Raw genomic sequence first — 16,642 nt, forward strand, 5'->3', positions numbered from 1 at the left:
CAAAAGCGTGCCGGGATACGCATACAGCCCCTGTGTCCGAGCCGAATCGGCTGGGCACAGGGGCTCTTTGCCGCGCGGATCGCGAAGGGTCAGCGCATCTGGCAGAAGGTGGCGTAGTGATCGCCGGTGTAATAGGCGGTTCCGTTGTCGCCGGTGACGATGCGCTGCGCATCGCGCGTCTGGCCCGGCTGCTTCCGGTTGACGTCCCATTCCTTGTAGTGGATGGGGCCGTTGGCGCCCGTTCGCGGCAGGGTGCCCTCACGATCGTCCCAGGTGGTGCCGCCCTTGGTGCCGGAGCCGTCGTTCGGCGGCCACTCCCCGGCATCGATCAGCTTCAGCGTCTGCCACGCCTGGCCGGGAACCGAGCAGCCCGCGAGCCGAATCTCGTCCCCTGCCGAAACCGCCACCGGACCATGCCCGGCCGCGGCCGCCGACCCGCCCAGCAGCACCGACATCGCGGTGAGCACGGCCAGCCCGAATGCGGCGAGCGCCGCAATCGGCTTGGCCCACAGGCTTTTCGGCGTCTTGGAATCCCTCATCATCAACTACCTCGCAACAGTTGTCGGTGATCTCCCGGGCGCCCACCCTCACACGCCGCACTGAACCACTGAGACACTCGATGCCACATCGTCCTTGCGGGCGAGTGAAATCTGTTGCGAAATCCGACGACTCAGGACCTCGTCCGGAGGGTCCTCACTCCCATTCGATGGTGCCCGGCGGCTTGCTCGTCACATCCAGGACTACGCGGTTGATCTCGGCCACCTCGTTGGTGACGCGCGTGGAGATGCGCTCGAGCACGTCGTAGGGCAGCCGGGTCCAGTCCGCGGTCATGGCGTCCTCGCTGGACACCGGGCGCAGCACGATCGGGTGGCCGTAGGTGCGGCCGTCGCCCTGCACGCCGACGCTGCGCACATCGGCCAGCAGCACCACCGGGCACTGCCAGATCTGGCGGTCCAGTCCGGCCGCGGTCAGCTCCTCGCGGGCGATGGCGTCGGCCTGACGCAGCGTGTCCAGCCGGTCGCGGGTGACCTCGCCGACGATGCGGATGGCCAGCCCCGGGCCCGGGAACGGCTGGCGCGCAATGATTTCCTCCGGCAGCCCCAACTCGCGGCCCACCGCGCGCACCTCGTCCTTGAACAGCAGGCGCAGCGGCTCGACGAGCTGGAATTCCAAATCCTCCGGCAGGCCGCCGACGTTGTGGTGGCTCTTGATATTCGCGGTGCCGGTGCCGCCGCCGGACTCCACCACGTCCGGGTAGAGGGTGCCCTGCACCAGGAATTCGACGGACTTGTCCTGCTGCCCGCCGACGATCCCGGAGACCGCGTCCTCGAACGACCGGATGAACTCCCGGCCGATGATCTTGCGCTTCTCCTCCGGATCGGTGACGCCCTTCAGCTCACCGAGAAACTTGTCGACCGCGTCGACGGTGACCAGCTTGGCCCCGGTCGCGGCGACGAAATCGCGCTGCACCTGCTCCCGCTCGCCCGCGCGCAGCAGGCCGTGATCGACGAACACACAGGTCAGCCGGTCGCCGATGGCACGCTGCACCAAGGCCGCCGCCACCGCGGAATCCACGCCGCCCGACAGCGCGCAGATGGCGTTCCCCTCGCCGATCTGCTCGCGCACCTGCGCCACCAGCGCCTCGGCGATATTGGCCGGGGTCCAGGTGCCGGGGATGCCCGCGATGTCGTGCAGGAATCGGCTCAGCACCTGCTGGCCGTGCGGGGAGTGCAGCACCTCGGGGTGGTACTGCACACCGGCCAGCCGCCGCGCGGGATCCTCGAAGGCCGCCACGGGCGCGCCCGCGGTGGTGCCGGTGACCTCGAAACCCTCGGGCGCGTCGGTGACGGCGTCGCCGTGGCTCATCCAGACCGGCTGGATGGTCGGCAGGCCGCCGTGCAGCACGCCGCCGTCGATATTGAGCTCGGTGCGGCCGTATTCGCGGGTGCCGGTGTGGGCGACGGTGCCGCCCAGCGCCCGGGCCATCGCCTGGAAGCCGTAGCAGATGCCGAAGACGGGAACGTTCAGGTCGAACAGCCGCGCGTCGAGCTGCGGGGCGCCCTCGGCGTAGACGCTCGCCGGGCCGCCGGACAGGATCACCGCCAGCGGTTGCCGCTCGGCGATCTCCTCGACGGTCATGGTGTGCGGAACCACCTCGGAGTACACGCTGGATTCGCGCACCCGCCGCGCGATCAGTTGCGCGTATTGCGCTCCGAAGTCGACGACGAGAACAGGTCGCTGGGTTTCTGCCACCCGCCCAGTTTAAAGAGCGCAAATGCGCACCTCGTGCCCGGGGAACCCGGACAGCGACACCGGCCACGGCCGGACCTTTCGCCGCGCCTTTGCGGACCGAACGGTCCACTCCGGATCGACACGAAAATCGGTGCGGCCCAACGCCCGCCGCCAGCGAACCCACAGCAGCCGGGCTGCAACAAAGTTCGGCACGCAGGAATCGAAGTCACCGCCCAACCCGGCCGTGCGGCCGGGACTTCCCAGCTATCCTCGTGCTCGTGCCATTCGCCCGCGCGATCGATGCCGAGATCCACTACGAGGACAGCGGCGGCAGCGGCCCGGTGGTGTTACTCGGGCACGAATTCTTCATGGACCGAACGATGTTCGCGGCCCAGGCCGACGAGCTCGCACCGGAGTTCCGCATCGTCGCGTGGGATGCGCGCGGGCACGGCCGGACCCGCGACGAGGGGCTGCCGTTCACCTACTGGACCGCCGCCCGCGACGCGCTGACCGTGCTGGACCAGCTCGGCGTCGAACGCGCCGTCATCGGCGGCGCCTCGCAGGGCGGCTTCAGCGCCATGCGCACCGCGCTGCTGGCCCCCGAGCGGGTCGCCGCGCTGATCCTGATCGCCACCGAGGCGCACGCGCCCACGCCGCACGAACTGGAGAACTCGCGCCGCTTCCTGGACCACTGGCGCGAACCCGGCACCCGCCGCGCGCTCGCGGAACACCTGGCGCACTGGCTGATCGGCGACGACGACGGGCAGCGCATCGCCTGGACCACGCGCTGGCTGGCCCGCGACCCGCAGGCCATGGAGGTGGCCGCGGGCTGCCTGCTGGCCCGCGACTCGATCCTGAACCGGCTGCCCGAAATCGGCTGCCCCGCCCTGGTCATCCATCCGACCCGGGCCGGGATCGCCCGCGCGCACGCGCTGGAAATGGCACGCGGACTGGCGAATTCGCGATTCCTCGAGATCGAGGGCGCCCGCCAGGCGGTGACCGTGACCCACCCGGGCGAGGTCAATGCCGCGATCCGCGAATTCCTCCGCGACCGGGTGGTGTCGCGGGAGCTGACGTGACGCTACGCGCGCACGCTCAGGCCGACCTTCTGGAACTCCTTGAGCTCGCAGTACCCGGCCTTGGCCATCGAACGGCGCAGGCCGCCAACGAGATTCACCGAGCCCCAGGGATCGCTGGAGGGCCCGTACAGCAGCTGCTGCAGGGTCGGGCGCTCGTCCTCGTCGGCGAACTTGAGCAGCGCGCCGCGCGGCACCGACGGATGCGCCGCCGCGGTCGGCCAGTACCAGCCGCGCCCGGGCGCCTCCTGGGCCAGCGTCAGCGGCACGCTCAGCATGGCCGCATCGGCGCCGCACGCGATGGCCTTGGCCAGCTGGCCGGACGACACGATGTCGCCGTCGGCGATGACATGCACGTAGCGGCCGCCGGTTTCGTCGAGGTAGTCGCGGCGCGCCGCGGCGGCGTCGGCGATCGCGGTCGCCATCGGCACGTCGATGCCGAGCACCTCACCGGTGGTGGTGGCGCCCGGCGTGGAGCCGTAGCCGACGATCACACCGGCCGCGCCGGTGCGCATGAGGTGCAGGGCGGTGCGGTGATCGCTGACGCCGCCCGCCACCACCGGCACGTCCAGCTCCGCGATGAAGGTCTTGAGGTTGAGCGGCTCGTCCCCGCCGACGTGCTCGGCGGAGATGATGGTGCCGTGCACCACCAGCAGGTCGACCCCGGCCTGCACCAGGCCCGGCGTGAGGGCGCGCGCGTTCTGCGGGCTCACCCGCACCGCGACCGTCACCCCGGCGGCCCGCACCTGGGCCACCGCGGCGGCCAGCAGATCGGGCTGCATCGGCGCGGCGTGCAGCTGCTGCAGCAGCGCGACCGCGGCCTCGGTGCCCTCCTTCTCGGCGACCTCGATCAGCTGGTCGATGCGCGCGGCCACGTCGGCGTGCCGGGCCCACAGCCCCTCGCCGTTGATGACGCCGAGCCCGCCGAGGCGGCCCAGCTCGATGGCGAACTCCGGCGAGACCAGCGCGTCGGACGGATGAGTCACCAGCGGGATGTCGAAGCGATAGGCGTCCAGCTGCCAGGACAGCGACACCTGCTTGGACGAGCGGGTGCGCCGCGACGGGACGATGTCGACGTCGTCCAGCTCATAGGTACGCCGGGCGGTTCGGCCCATGCCGATCTCGACCATGTCGCGCACTGGTTTCTCCTTATCTGATTGCGCCGCCTTCGGCGTCGCGGGTTTGCGGCCTCGTGACCCCGTCGTTCCGGGTCCTGTTGCTTGCTCCTTCGTCGCATTGCAACAGAACCCGGAACGACGGGGCGGCCGCAAACCGTGCGGGTTGCGTCGGCCGTCCGCGTTCATCTGCCCGTACTGTTCAGGGCGTCTTTTGGGGGTGGCCGCTGTTCTCGGCTCGGCTTGCTCGTTGTCCGAATTGCTACCGGCGGACGGCGCGAGCACTTTCGGTTACCCGCAACCGGGGGTAGTCATGCACGATGCCGTCCGGTGGACTAGCCGCGGCCAGTGTAGTTGGGGGCCTCCACCGTCATCGTGATGTCGTGCGGGTGGCTTTCTTTCAAGCCCGCGGCGGTGATCTGGACGAACTGTGCCTGCTGCAGGTCGGCGATGCTCTGCGAGCCGGTGTAGCCCATGGCCGCGCGCAGGCCGCCGACCAGCTGGTGGATCACCTGCTTGACCGGGCCGCGGAACGGCACCCGGCCCTCGATGCCCTCCGGGACCAGCTTGTCCTCGGCGAGCACGTCGTCCTGGAAGTAGCGGTCCTTGGAGTAGGACTTGCCCTGGCCGCGGCCCTGCATGGCGCCCAGCGACCCCATGCCGCGGTAGCTCTTGAACTGCTTGCCGCCCACCAGGATCAGCTCGCCCGGGGACTCGGCGGTGCCGGCCAGCAGCGAGCCGAGCATGACCGTGGACGCGCCCGCCGCGATGGCCTTGGCGACGTCGCCGGAGTACTGCACGCCGCCGTCGGCGATCACCGGCACCCCGGCCGGCCCGCACACCGCGACGGCCTCCAGGATCGCGGTGATCTGCGGCGCGCCGACACCGGCGACCACGCGGGTGGTGCAGATGGAGCCGGGGCCCACGCCCACCTTGACCGCGTCCGCGCCCGCCTCGACCAGCGCCGCGGCGCCCGCGCGGGTGGCGACGTTGCCGCCGACGATCTGGATGCGGTCGCCCACCTCGGCTTTGACCTTGCTGACCATCTGCAGCACCTGCGCCTGATGGCCGTGCGCGGTATCGACGATCAGCACGTCGACGCCCGCATCGGACAGGGCCATGGCACGCGACCAGGCGTCCTCGCCGACACCGACGGCCGCGCCGACGAGCAGGCGGCCGTCGCGGTCCTTGGTGGCGTTGGGGTACTGATCGGTCTTGACGAAGTCCTTGACGGTGATCAGCCCGCGCAGTCGGCCGTTGCCGTCCACGATCGGGAGCTTCTCCACCTTGTGGCGGCGCAGCAGGCCGAGCGCGGCCTCGGCGGTGACGCCCTCCTGCGCGGTGATCAGCGGCGCCTTGGTCATGACGTCGGCCACGCGGCGGTTCTGATCCACCTCGAACCGCATGTCGCGGTTGGTGATGATGCCGACCAGCGCGCCGGTCTCGTCCACCACGGGCAGACCGGAGATGCGGAACCGCGCGCACATGGCGTCGACCTCGGCGAGCGTGTCGCTCGGGCGACAGGTGACCGGATCGGTCACCATCCCGGCCTCGGACCGCTTGACGGTCTCGACCTGAGCGGCCTGATCGGCGGCGGCCAGATTGCGGTGCAGCACGCCCATGCCACCGGCGCGGGCCATGGCGATGGCCATGCGGGCCTCGGTGACGGTGTCCATGGCCGAGCTGACCAGCGGTGTGCGCAGCGTGATCTCACGGGTCAGCCGGCTGGAGGTCTCCACCGAACTGGGGATGAGGTCCGAAGCCGCCGGCAGCAGCAGCACGTCGTCGAACGTGAGGCCGAGCATAGCGATCTTGTTCGGATCGTCACCACCCGTACGAGGGCGGACGGCGCGCTCGTCCGTCACGGGACTACTCATCGGATCGACCCCTCCTGGACCTCGAAAGCAGCGGCTCCGGGGATCGGGCCCGGATCGCGTTTGTCTGAACGGATTGGCGGAGCCGAAGATCATTACCCGGCACCCGTTGGTCTATCGTATCGGCCCTGCAAATCGAACACCCACGGGAGTGGGTCGAACCCCCCGCGAGCGAGCCCCGTCGGGGAGGATAAGTTATCTCCGACACACCCCGACATGCCCGGCAATAGGCAACCCTGAGCAAATGCTCCCCGGCGACCCACGGTCAGCGACTTCGCTCACACACCACCTGATCAGTCACCCCGGCTTTACGACACCGGTCTGTCCCCCAACCCCAAGAATCGATCTTGAATCCGAATCGCCTGGCTGTACGTCGAGGCAGTGGGCCGAACATGCCCGCCCTACCAACCCGTCCGGTTTGCGGCCCGGCTCGTCGTTTCGGGGCCGCTGCGTAAGCGACGAAGGAGCAAGCAGCGGCCCCGAAACGACGAGCCCCCCATGGGCCGCAAACCTGCCGCGACGGAGGAGCGGCAAACAGACAGAGCAAATACAACACAGCGCGGCAAATTTGGCACAGCGCTGGCGCAGGCCCCCCTGTTCTGCGTACCGTGGAAACGTGCGTGACCATCTACCACCTGGCCTGCCGCCGGATCCATTCGCCGGAGACCCCTCCGACCCGTCGGCCGCGCTCGATGCCATCGAGCCGGGGGAGCCGCTGGATCCTCACGAGCGCCTAGCGGTCGAAGAGGATCTCGCCGACCTCGCCGTCTACGAGGCCCTGTTGGCCCACCGTGGTATCCGCGGTCTGGTGGTCAGCTGCGAGGACTGCCGGCAGGATCACTATCACGATTGGGATATGTTGCGCGCCAACCTGCTCCAGCTTCTGGTGGACGGCACGGTGCGCCCGCACGAACCCGCCTACGACCCGACGCCGGAAGCCTATGTCACGTGGGACTACTGCCGCGGGTACGCCGACGCATCGATGAACGAGGCGCTGCACGGCGACGGGTTCGACGGTTTCGACGCCTGACACGAAAAAGCCGACCGCCGGGTCGGCGATCGGTCTTCGTTACCTAACCATCTTCTGTTGTGTCTCGTTGTCGCCGAGGCCGATCCGGCTGCGGACGCACCCGCAGCCGTCTACCGAGCGCCTTCGGGCAGCGACTCCGGGGTCGTCGGCACCACGGATCGATGTGCGGGAGGCCCGATTCGACCGGGGTTGCCCGGCTTCTCCCCCGGAGCCGAACCGCCCTCCGGCGAACCGACCGTGGTCGGCGCGCCGGTGGGTTCGTGGGGCGCCGAGGTGGGCGGTTCCGCGGTGGGCGGAGTGGTCGGCGGCTGCGAGTGGGTCGGCGGCACATTGCTCGGCTCGGTACCGGACCCACCACCGCTCGTGGGCTCGCCCGTCGAAGTGGGCTGGGAACCGTCGGTGCTGGGATTGCCGCTGCCCGTGGGCTGCGCGGTCGGCGTCACCGAACTCGGAACGGTGGTGGGTTCGGTCCCGTTCGCGGGAGTCGGCAGCAGGGAGGCGGCGATCGCCGGCGGTAACTTCGCCAGCAGGTCGTTCCACTTGGACTCGAGCTGGTTCTTGCGCGAGGAATCGTCGAGCTGGGTGGCGTTGGACTGGACGCTCTGCAGCAGGGTCTTGGCCCGCTCCGGATTACCGGACTTGATGGCGTCGTCCGCCTTGTTCAGATTGGTCTCGGCGTTCTGGGCGATGGTGGTCTGCGCCTGCTGGCTGAACACGACCTCCTTGACCCGCCATAACGGATCGCCCGGCTGGGCGCTGTAGGAGAACGCCGTCATACCGCCGATGATGACGGCCAGCGCCGCCGCCGCACCCATGAGCGGACGGACCAGTCGCAGCCCGCCTCTTCTGCCTACGGCAACCCTCGCCTGCCGCGCGCCGATTTCCTGATTGACCGCCGCGACAATGGCATCCAGATCCGGTCCGGCCGGCAACGGCGCCTCGACGATGTCGGCCCGCCAGTCCGCGAGCAGACTCGCGAGCTGGAACTCCTCGGGACTGTCCGTCGCTACGGGTCCGTCGCCGGCGATGGCGTCGATGAGCGCATCGTCGCGGCGGACCGCGGCGATATCGACCGGTCCGGAATCACCGGATGCCTCGGCGTAGGGATCGCTGTCCTGCGATCCAAGCCGCGCTTTCCAGTCGCCCCGACCGCGCTCGCCATCCCTAGCCATACATTTCACCTGCCCTCGCCACTTGTGACTTCAGTTTCGCGAGCGCCCGATGCTGGGCCACTCGGATAGCCCCTGCCGTACTGCCCACGGCAACAGCTGTTTCTTCTGCTGACAGACCCATGACCAAACGCAGGATCAGGATCTCTCGATGCTTCTCCGGAAGTGTGGCCAGCAGGCTGTTCATCTGTCGGCTGGCTTCGGATTCGAGAGCTCGCTGCTCCGGCCCCTGGTCGGTGGATATGACATCTGGTACTTCGGCCATCGCATCCGCCTTGTTACGGGCGGCGTTACGATGGGCGTCGGCGACCTTGTGCGAAGCGATTCCGTAGACGAAGGCCATGAAGGGCCGCCCCTGATCTTGGTATCGGGGGAGGGCGGTCATCACGGCCAGACATACCTCCTGCGCAACGTCGTCCGCGGAGAGCTGCCCACGCTCCGCAGCGCCGATCCGCGCGCGGCAGTAACGCACCACCAACGGGCGGATGTTTTCCAGTACCTGGGCTAAAGCCGAACGATCGCCTTGCGCTGCAGCAGCGACGGCGGCGTCCAACTCCTCGCCCGAGTGCGTCATCGTCAGAGATATTCCTGGCGTTACAAGTGGCACGGTCGGTTCGTGACCAGTGCTTCCGCCGGTCGGGCGGAACGGGTCCAACAATAGCCGCTTCAATCCCCGGTACGAGCAACACGGGGGATCACAACTCGGTGAGAACCCCGGCGTCCGAACGCAATAGACCGCCGTGACCTGCCAGAGCGCGGGCGCACGCGGCCGCTTCGGCGGCGGCCGCCGCGGCCGCGGGCCCGGCCGATACCCCGCTCCGGAGCATGGCGCAGGCCCATTGCAGCGGGAGCAGGCCGTGGGCGCGGCACTGCTCGGCGACGAGGGCGGCCAGCTCCCGGGATCGATCGAGATCGCCCGCCGCGGCGGCCGCGGCGGCGACGAGGAGCCGGGATTTGACGCGGTGCCGGACCGAGGGACCGGCCTCGGCGAGCGCCAGCGCCAGCTCCGCGTGCGCCAGCGCGGGGTGCGGGCACGGTTCCGGGGTGGGCGGGGAGATCAGCCCGGTGTCCGGAGCGGACAGTGCCGTCTCGGCCGCGACCCAGTGCCGACGCAGCCGCGGCCGCCACGCGGGATCGGGAGCCGACACGCCGATGTCAGGCGTCCTCACCGCTTCACACAGCCGTTCCAGAGGAGTCTGGCAACGATCAAGCAATCCTGCCGCCAGGGCGGGGCGGGCGGTGCCGAGGGCGTCGGCGGCCAGTCCGGTCAACGCGTCGCAAATCGCGATGTCGCGGGCGGGTGACCCGGTCGGCTCCCCCGCCGCGACCTGCGCCAAGGCCCGTCCGTCGAGCGCGGCGGCGCGGGCGTGCCAGCCGAGTTGCCGCAGCAGCGAGGCCTCGGTGCTGAGCGCCAGCGAGCGCAGTGCCGGGTCGGCGCCGAGCCGCGGGGTGCGCCGGAGTTCGGCGCGGGCGGCGGCGTAACGGCCCTGGCCACCGAGTACGACCGCGCGCAGCCAGGATTCGGCGGCGGTCCCGGCGGTGGGCAATCCGGCGGCCGGGAGAGCGGGGCGGGCACCGAAGGCGGCCGCGGCGAACAGCGTGTTTCCCGGACTAGGCCGCAGGTCGGCGGGCAGTGCGAACTCGTTCACCGCCGCACCCTATCCAGCGCGGTCCCGCTCGCCGCGCGGCCCCGGTGACCCGAACAGCGGGCAACCGCTCAGCGTGAAGAATGCCGCTCAGGTGTTTCCATCTCGTAAAACTGTGACCGGCTATCGCTCAGCACGTGCGTAAGGAATTCGTATGCTTTTCGGACAATTAACCTGGTCGCCTCGGCACGGCCATCTGCGACGCGGATGTTTCGCTTCGGCGGCCCGATCGGCCACATACCACACCCGGGACCGACGCCGGGTCGACTACCGGATCTTTTCGAAGAAATACCGCATGACCTGCCCGATTATGCACCGTCACAAGACCTGCCACAACCACGGCAGACCTGGCCAACCGATCAGTATCACCAGGGTGGGCCCGAAAGTAAATAGCGCGAAGGTTAAATCTGAGATTCGCCGGAATTGAAATCGCCGCCGGACAAACTATTGACTCCTTTTCGCCATGCGTCCTAACGTACTGCAACGTCGTCGTCGGCGCCGCGCGAAATTGCGGCGACCACGAACTGCGATCGCCGGGACACCGGTGACAGGTCCGAGCCCGAACTCGGCGGGGTCTCATCCGGCCGCGCCCGTCCGGTCTCCGGACAGACCGCTGCTGACAAGCACCGCTCGACAACGCCGACGAGCTCGCACCACGAGGAGTTCACCATGCCCATGCCCACCCACCTCCCTGGCCCGAACGCCGACGTCTGGGACTGGCAGATGCGCGGTTCCTGCCGCGGAGTGGATTCCTCCGTGTTCTTCCATCCCGACGGGGAGCGGGGACGCGCACGGGCGCAGCGTGAGCTGCGCGCGAAGGAAATCTGCCGGTCGTGCCCGGTGCTCATGCAGTGCCGCAGTCACGCGCTCGAGGTCAGCGAGCCGTACGGCATCTGGGGCGGAATGTCGGAAACCGAGCGCGAGATGCACGCCCGCCGCAATCGCCGCCGAGTGACCGTCTGACCTCGGTATCCGGCGGGGCGCGAAATTCCTCCCATCCCTCGCCCATCCAGACGGCCGGGTGCGTCGAATCCCTAGCAGCAAATACTCGGCCACCCACAACTACGGCCGAGGCATATCGATGCAGGCGCGCAGGCTCCCTCGGCCACCGCCGATCTGCCTGCTGCGAAATGACCACCACCTGTCGCCTCAGCGTTTCGCGAGCGGTACCGGCGTGTCACGGCGTGTCCGTCAAGCACTCCTCGGTGTGTCGGGGAAGCGACTCGAAACCGCTGGGCCACAGGCGGTTTTGTTCGGCACCCCGCCCGAGAGGAGGTTATAGCCCGCGCGCTACCGTAGTGGCCGATGACACAGAATGGAGCGTTGTGACAACGCGGCCCCCGGCCGCAGAGGGCGACTCGTTCCAGAAAGCCAGGGACGGGCGGGTGGACACCACCTCCGGTGTGGACTCTGCGGTGACGGCACGCGTCTCCGAAAGCATCGAGCTGGCCGTGCTTCTCGAACGCTGCGGCCGCTGCGACCATGCGGCATTCGCCGAGCTGTACGACCGCACGTGCGCGCGGGTGTTCGGCTTGGTGCTGCGTGTCCTACACGACCCCGGGTACGCGGAGGAGACGACCCAGGAGGTCTATCTCCAGATCTGGCGTACCGCGGCCAACTTCGATCCGGCCAAGGGCTCCGCGGTCACCTGGCTGATGACCCTCGCGCATCGCCGGGCGGTCGACCGCGTCCGCGCCGAGCAGGCCCACGCCCAGCGCGAGGTCGCCTACGGCGCAAGCACTCTCGGTAACGAATTCGACGAAGTCACCGAAGAGGTGGGCAGGCGACTCGAACAGCAGGCGGTGCTCGACGGCATGGCGACACTGACGGACACCCAGCGCGAGGCGATCACGCTCGCCTACTTCGGCGGGCGGACCTACGCGGAGGTGGCGGCCCATCTCGGCGTAGGGTTACCGACTGTTAAGTCCCGTATCCGCGATGGGCTGACACGACTCAAGAAGAGTTTGGGAGTGACCTGAGATGAACGACAGCCAGATCGATCTCGCGCATGCGGTCGCGCTCGGATCGATCGGCGACGAAGACCGGCGCGCGGTGTGCGAGCTGCTAGGCAGCGGCGACGAAATCCTGCGCGTGGACTTCGAACGTGAAGTGCAATCCACCAGGGAGACGCTCGTCGCCGTCGCCGCCGCGGCGGCGGTACAGCCGCCCGAATCGCTCCGGGAGCGCCTGCTGGCCGAGGTCGCGGCCCCCGATCCGCACCACTGCCCCGGCGGCCGCTGAGCCCGCCCCCGAGCCTCGATCGAGACAGAAGAATCGGGCCGTTCGCATTCCGGAGCCGGAATGCGAACGGCCCGATCGCCGTTCACCAGGGGTCAGTGCGCGTGCCCGTGGTGCTCGTTGTGCTCCTCCTCGGCCGGCTTGTCGACCACGGCGCTCTCGGTGGTCAACACCATGCGCGCCACCGAGGTGGCGTTCAGCACCGCCGAACGGGTCACCTTGACCGGATCCACCACGCCGTCGGTGACCAGGTCGCCGTAGGTCAGGGTGGCGGCGTTGAAGCCGTCCTTGCCGTCGGTGACCTTGCTGACCACGACCGCGCCGTCGACACCGGCGTTGGTCGCGATCCAGTACAGCGGCGCCTGCAGGGCCTGGCGCACCACCTCGACGCCGATCGCGCGGTCACCGGTCAGCGACTCGCGCAGCTCGACCAGCTTGGTCGCGGCCTGCACCAGCGCGGTGCCGCCGCCGGGCACGATGCCCTCCTCGACCGCCGCCTTGGCCGCGCTGACCGCGTCCTCGACCCGGTACTTGCGCTCCTTGAGCGCGGTCTCGGTGGCCGCGCCGACCTTGATCACCGCGACGCCGCCGGACAGCTTGGCCAGCCGCTCCTCCAGCTTCTCGCGGTCCCAGTCGGAGTCGGTGGCCTCGATCTCGGCGCGCAGCTGCGCGATGCGCCCGTCGATGTCGGCCTGGGCGCCGGCGCCCTCGACGATCGTGGTGTCGTCCTTGGTGACGACCACGCGGCGGGCCTTGCCCAGCAGGTCCAGGCCGGCGTCACGCAGGCTGATGCCCAGATCCGGGTTGATCACGGTGCCGCCGGTGACCACGGCCAGGTCGTCCAGGAACGCCTTGCGGCGGTCACCGAAGTACGGCGCCTTGACCGCGACGATCTTGAGCGTCTTGCGAATCGCGTTGACCACCAGGGTGGACAGCGCCTCGCCCTCGACGTCCTCGGCGACCAGCAGCACCGGCTTGCCGGACTCGGCGATCTTCTCCAGCAGCGGCAGGAAATCCGGCAGCGAGCTGATCTTCTCCCGGTGCAGCAGCACCAGGGCGTCCTCGAGCACCGCCTCCTGCTTGTCGGCATCGGTGACAAAGTAGCCCGACAGGTAGCCCTTGTCGAACTGCACGCCCTCGGTGACGACCAGCTCGGTGCTCAGCGTGGAGGACTCCTCCACGGTGACCACGCCGTCCTTGCCGACGGTGGTCAGCGCCTTGCCGACCATCTCGCCGATCTCCTCGTCGCGCGAGGAGACGGTGGCGACCTGCGCGATGGCCTGCGCGCCGGAGACCGGCTTCGCGGAGGCCAGCAGCGCCTCGGAGACCACGTCCGCGGCCTGGCTCATGCCCGCGCCCAGGGCCATCGGGTTGGCGCCGGCGGCGAGGTTCTTCAGGCCGACCTTGATCATCGCCTGCGCGAGCACGGTGGCCGTGGTGGTGCCGTCGCCGGCGACGTCGTTGGTCTTGGTGGCGACGCTCTTGACCAGCTGCGCGCCCAGGTTCTCGAAGGGATCCTCGAGGTCGATGTCACGCGCGATGGTCACGCCGTCGTTGGTGACCGTGGGGCCACCGAACGCCTTGGCCAGCACCACGTGCCGGCCGCGCGGGCCGAGCGTGACCTTGACGGCGTCGGCGAGCTTGTCGACGCCGCGTTCCATTGCCCGACGAGCCTTCTCGTCGAACTCGATCTGCTTTGCCATGGGTTACAAGTCCTGTGTCTCGTGGGAGGCGAATGACAACTGCCCCGACGCCCACGCTGTGCGGGCACCGGGGCAGTGCGTCCTTATTGCGAGATCCCGGCCTGCGCCGGGACGACCGCGCCGGGCGCGATCACTTGTTGACGACCGCCAGGACGTCGCGCGCCGACAGGATCAGGTACTCCTCGCCGTTGTACTTGATCTCGGTGCCGCCGTACTTGCTGTAGATCACGGTGTCGCCCTCCTTGACGTCCACCGGGATGCGATCGCCCGAGTCGGTGATGCGGCCGGGACCAACGGCGATGACAGTGCCCTCCTGGGGCTTCTCCTTCGCCGTGTCGGGGATGACCAGGCCGGAGGCGGTCGTCGTCTCGGCCTCGCCGGCCTGGACGAGGATCTTGTCCTCGAGCGGCTTGATGTTCACGCTCGCCACGTTGAGCCCTCCACTTTCAGGGGATTCGGTCGTCCGGGGCGGTTCCCCGGACTCACGGTTTCGGTCACTGTGCTGACTCCTGGGCATTGCCCCGTCGTCGCGGGTGCCGGAACCCTGCTCAGTAGTCACGCTGGCACCTGCACATCCAGTGCCAACTAGCACTCTATACAGGCGAGTGCCAGCGCTCAAGGGCGGGTAGTGCCACCAGCATACGAGTCGATCGTCCAGGTACGGCAGGGTGAAACAGGTTCCGCGGCACCGCGATTGCGACACGCCCGATGCCTTGGCATTTGATCCCGAAAAACTGTAACGTTCGGATAACGGATTGTGACACTATGGACGACGGCTCCGTGATGTTGCCGCCACCCGACACCGCGTCGGCCGCTATCTCGTCACACGATTCGTGGAATGCTGCACCACCGCTTCACCCATGGCGCGACACCCTCGCGCCCGCCTGAGACGAGAGCAAGACCGTAAGTGATCGTCCGGTGCTCGGGCCGGTCGTCATCCACGCGACGGCCCGTGTTGTCCGTTCGAGATGGTCGAAGACACCGTGACCATCCGCTCGAAGGGAGGTGAACATGCGAACATCCCTCGGCATCTCCGCCGGGACCGAAGTGGTGTGCTCGGCGCTCGTCGCCACCGCGCCGAACGGCGCCCAGAGTTTCGACTACCGGGTGGTGTCGGCCGACGTCGCGCATTCGGACCTCGGCGACCTGGTGGCGTCGTCCATCGAGCTGATGACCACGCAGATGCCCCGCGACTTCGTGCATCCGCTCGGCGCGCACGCCGCGGGCCTCCCCGTCACCCGGACCGAGACGTCGTCCGGGCCACCGGGGTCCATCGCCGTCGCCTACCGCGACCGCGAGCAGGCCGTGGCCATTCGCGCGGCCATCGGTCGCCAGCGGCGCGATGTGCAGCTCATCCCGGAAAGCACTGCCGCGCTGACCTTCCTGCGCCATACCGGCCTGCTCGACCGGTACCGGACGGTCGCCATCGTCGACTTCGGCGCGTCCGGCACCACCGTCACCGTGGCCGACCTGGCCGACGACACCGTGCTGCGCTCCGAGCGCACCAGCGCCATCAGCGGCACCGCCGTCGACGAGCTGATCTACCACCACCTGCTCGACTGTCACTTCGCGCGCCGCGGCACCCGGCCCAATCGCGGCATGCTCATCAACCGCAGTCGCGCCGCCAAGGAGCACCTGTCCGTCGCCCCGGCCGTGACCATCGACCACGTCGCCGGGCAGCCGCTCAAGCTCACCCGCGCCGACTTCGAGGAACTGGTCGCCGACCTGATGCGCGAGGCCGCCGTCTTCGCCTCCGCGGTCTTCGCCCGGGCGCCGCGGCAGCCCGAGGCGGTCATGGTGATCGGCGGCGGCGCGAACATGCCGGTCGTCGTCTCCGCGCTGGACCATCTGCTCGACGTGCCGGTGTCCACCGTGTCCGAGCCGGAGGTCGCCACCGCGAAAGGCGCTGCGCTGGTGGCCGATTCGGCGCAGCCGTCCGCCTTCCCGGTCATCAGCCTCGGCACCGACGCGCCGGCCGGTACCTTCACCAAGCTCGTCGGCACCCTGGCCGGTGCGGTCGTGGTGCTGGGGCTGGTGGTCGGCTACGGCATCAAGGAGCTGGCGCCCGTGGTCAATCACGATGTGAGCCCGGTCGGCACCACCAATACCGCGCAGCTCACGCCCGCGCCGACCTCCGCGCCCGCCGGATCCTCCGCCACCACCGCCGGTCAGCCCCGCGGCACCACCCGCGGCCCACTGAGCACGGTCCCCGTCGCCCCCGCCCCCAGCCCGGCACCCACAACGACCACCCCCGCACCCCCACCCGCCACCAGCGGCCTGCCCCTGCGCCCCGACCCGGGCCTGCCCCAAATCCCGCTCCCCGACCTCCCCCACCTCCTCGGCCCCCTCCTGGGCGGCACCTCCACCGTCGCCCCCCAGCCGACCCCCGACCCCCACGACCCCGGCCCAAACCCGAACTCGACCCCCAGCCCCAACCCCACCTCCACCCCCAGCCCAAACCCGAGCAAGCTACTCCCCCGCTCGAATTCCGGCTCCGCCGGAGGCCCAACGATCGAGCCCCCAGACTGACCACGCCCCCAACCCCGCAAGCCAACGCAC

15 protein-coding genes are annotated in these 16,642 nt (G+C 69.3%); 6 read left to right on the forward strand and 9 right to left on the reverse strand.

Annotation, left to right across the window (positions count from 1 at the left end):
* Positions 1-89: 89 nt before the first annotated feature.
* Positions 90-542 carry a guanyl-specific ribonuclease gene (locus tag HPY32_RS11450; RefSeq protein WP_067581652.1) on the reverse strand — a complete coding sequence of 151 codons (453 nt, stop codon included), beginning with the start codon at positions 540-542 and terminating at the stop codon, positions 90-92.
* Between the two features lie 151 nt (positions 543-693).
* Positions 694-2,253: a glutamine-hydrolyzing GMP synthase gene (gene guaA / locus HPY32_RS11455; protein WP_067581649.1), complete on the reverse strand. Its 1,560-nt coding sequence runs from the start codon at positions 2,251-2,253 to the stop codon at positions 694-696.
* Positions 2,254-2,510: 257 nt separating this feature from the next.
* Here guaA and HPY32_RS11460 point away from each other — a divergent pair, with 257 nt between their 5' ends.
* Positions 2,511-3,311, forward strand: coding sequence for an alpha/beta fold hydrolase (locus HPY32_RS11460; RefSeq protein WP_067585364.1), 801 nt, complete (start codon positions 2,511-2,513; stop codon positions 3,309-3,311).
* A gap of 2 nt (positions 3,312-3,313) precedes the next feature.
* Here HPY32_RS11460 and HPY32_RS11465 read toward each other — a convergent pair whose 3' ends face one another.
* Together HPY32_RS11465 and guaB are read right to left on the reverse strand one after the other, a co-directional pair.
* Positions 3,314-4,447: a GuaB3 family IMP dehydrogenase-related protein gene (locus tag HPY32_RS11465; RefSeq protein ID WP_067581646.1), complete on the reverse strand. Its 1,134-nt coding sequence runs from the start codon at positions 4,445-4,447 to the stop codon at positions 3,314-3,316.
* Between the two features lie 311 nt (positions 4,448-4,758).
* Positions 4,759-6,300: an IMP dehydrogenase gene (gene guaB / locus HPY32_RS11470; RefSeq protein WP_195115778.1), complete on the reverse strand. Its 1,542-nt coding sequence runs from the start codon at positions 6,298-6,300 to the stop codon at positions 4,759-4,761.
* Positions 6,301-6,913: 613 nt separating this feature from the next.
* Between guaB and HPY32_RS11475 the strand changes: the two genes are divergently transcribed.
* A complete protein-coding gene (locus HPY32_RS11475) occupies positions 6,914-7,327 on the forward strand; it encodes a DUF5319 domain-containing protein (RefSeq protein WP_019932909.1) in 414 nt (137 codons plus the stop codon).
* A gap of 110 nt (positions 7,328-7,437) precedes the next feature.
* Here the strand turns inward: HPY32_RS11475 and HPY32_RS11480 are convergent, their stop codons facing one another.
* From HPY32_RS11480 to HPY32_RS11490, 3 genes are all read right to left on the reverse strand, one after another.
* Complete coding sequence (locus tag HPY32_RS11480) at positions 7,438-8,499, reverse strand: anti-sigma-D factor RsdA (protein ID WP_067581643.1); 1,062 nt, start codon at positions 8,497-8,499, stop codon at positions 7,438-7,440.
* On the reverse strand, positions 8,492-9,070 hold the full coding sequence (locus HPY32_RS11485) for a sigma-70 family RNA polymerase sigma factor (protein ID WP_067581640.1): 579 nt from the start codon (positions 9,068-9,070) through the stop codon (positions 8,492-8,494). The genes HPY32_RS11480 and HPY32_RS11485 overlap by 8 nt, the downstream gene beginning before the upstream one ends.
* A gap of 121 nt (positions 9,071-9,191) precedes the next feature.
* Positions 9,192-10,145, reverse strand: coding sequence for a hypothetical protein (locus HPY32_RS11490; protein ID WP_156674130.1), 954 nt, complete (start codon positions 10,143-10,145; stop codon positions 9,192-9,194).
* A gap of 666 nt (positions 10,146-10,811) precedes the next feature.
* Here HPY32_RS11490 and HPY32_RS11495 point away from each other — a divergent pair.
* The 3 genes from HPY32_RS11495 to HPY32_RS11505 all read left to right on the forward strand — a co-directional run bounded on the left by HPY32_RS11495 (position 10,812) and on the right by HPY32_RS11505 (position 12,383).
* On the forward strand, positions 10,812-11,105 hold the full coding sequence (locus tag HPY32_RS11495) for a WhiB family transcriptional regulator (RefSeq protein ID WP_067581637.1): 294 nt from the start codon (positions 10,812-10,814) through the stop codon (positions 11,103-11,105).
* A 440-nt stretch (positions 11,106-11,545) separates the two neighbouring features.
* Positions 11,546-12,121, forward strand: coding sequence for a sigma-70 family RNA polymerase sigma factor (locus HPY32_RS11500; protein WP_067585355.1), 576 nt, complete (start codon positions 11,546-11,548; stop codon positions 12,119-12,121).
* 1 nt (position 12,122) lies between these two features.
* Entirely contained in the window at positions 12,123-12,383 is a 261-nt protein-coding gene (locus HPY32_RS11505) for an RskA family anti-sigma factor (protein WP_067581634.1), read from the forward strand.
* Positions 12,384-12,475: 92 nt separating this feature from the next.
* Here HPY32_RS11505 and groL read toward each other — a convergent pair whose 3' ends face one another.
* Both groL and groES read right to left on the reverse strand, forming a co-directional pair.
* Positions 12,476-14,083, reverse strand: a complete 1,608-nt coding sequence (groL, locus tag HPY32_RS11510; protein WP_067581632.1) for a chaperonin GroEL — start codon at positions 14,081-14,083, stop codon at positions 12,476-12,478.
* Positions 14,084-14,213: 130 nt separating this feature from the next.
* Positions 14,214-14,513, reverse strand: coding sequence for a co-chaperone GroES (groES, locus tag HPY32_RS11515; protein WP_067581629.1), 300 nt, complete (start codon positions 14,511-14,513; stop codon positions 14,214-14,216).
* A gap of 581 nt (positions 14,514-15,094) precedes the next feature.
* On the opposite strand from groES, the gene HPY32_RS45650 reads away from it, so the two are divergent.
* Positions 15,095-16,612 (forward strand): DUF7159 family protein, encoded by a 1,518-nt coding sequence (locus HPY32_RS45650; protein WP_171982831.1) that lies wholly within the window; start codon positions 15,095-15,097, stop codon positions 16,610-16,612.
* Positions 16,613-16,642 lie beyond the last annotated feature (30 nt).

This window comes from Nocardia terpenica (genome assembly GCF_013186535.1).
In the GTDB taxonomy this organism is placed as follows: domain Bacteria; phylum Actinomycetota; class Actinomycetes; order Mycobacteriales; family Mycobacteriaceae; genus Nocardia; species Nocardia terpenica.

Bases quoted from the DNA above. Each gene is read 5' to 3' on its own strand.
- HPY32_RS11450 (WP_067581652.1), bottom strand. From the start codon at position 542: ATGATGAGGGATTCCAAGACGCCGAAAAGCCTGTGGGCCAAGCCGATT.
- guaB (WP_195115778.1), bottom strand. From the start codon at position 6,300: ATGAGTAGTCCCGTGACGGACGAGCGCGCCGTCCGCCCTCGTACGGGT.
- HPY32_RS11480 (WP_067581643.1), bottom strand. From the start codon at position 8,499: ATGGCTAGGGATGGCGAGCGCGGTCGGGGCGACTGGAAAGCGCGGCTT.
- HPY32_RS11485 (WP_067581640.1), bottom strand. From the start codon at position 9,070: ATGACGCACTCGGGCGAGGAGTTGGACGCCGCCGTCGCTGCTGCAGCG.
- HPY32_RS11495 (WP_067581637.1), top strand. From the start codon at position 10,812: ATGCCCATGCCCACCCACCTCCCTGGCCCGAACGCCGACGTCTGGGAC.
- HPY32_RS11505 (WP_067581634.1), top strand. From the start codon at position 12,123: ATGAACGACAGCCAGATCGATCTCGCGCATGCGGTCGCGCTCGGATCG.
- groL (WP_067581632.1), bottom strand. From the start codon at position 14,083: ATGGCAAAGCAGATCGAGTTCGACGAGAAGGCTCGTCGGGCAATGGAA.
- HPY32_RS45650 (WP_171982831.1), top strand. From the start codon at position 15,095: ATGCGAACATCCCTCGGCATCTCCGCCGGGACCGAAGTGGTGTGCTCG.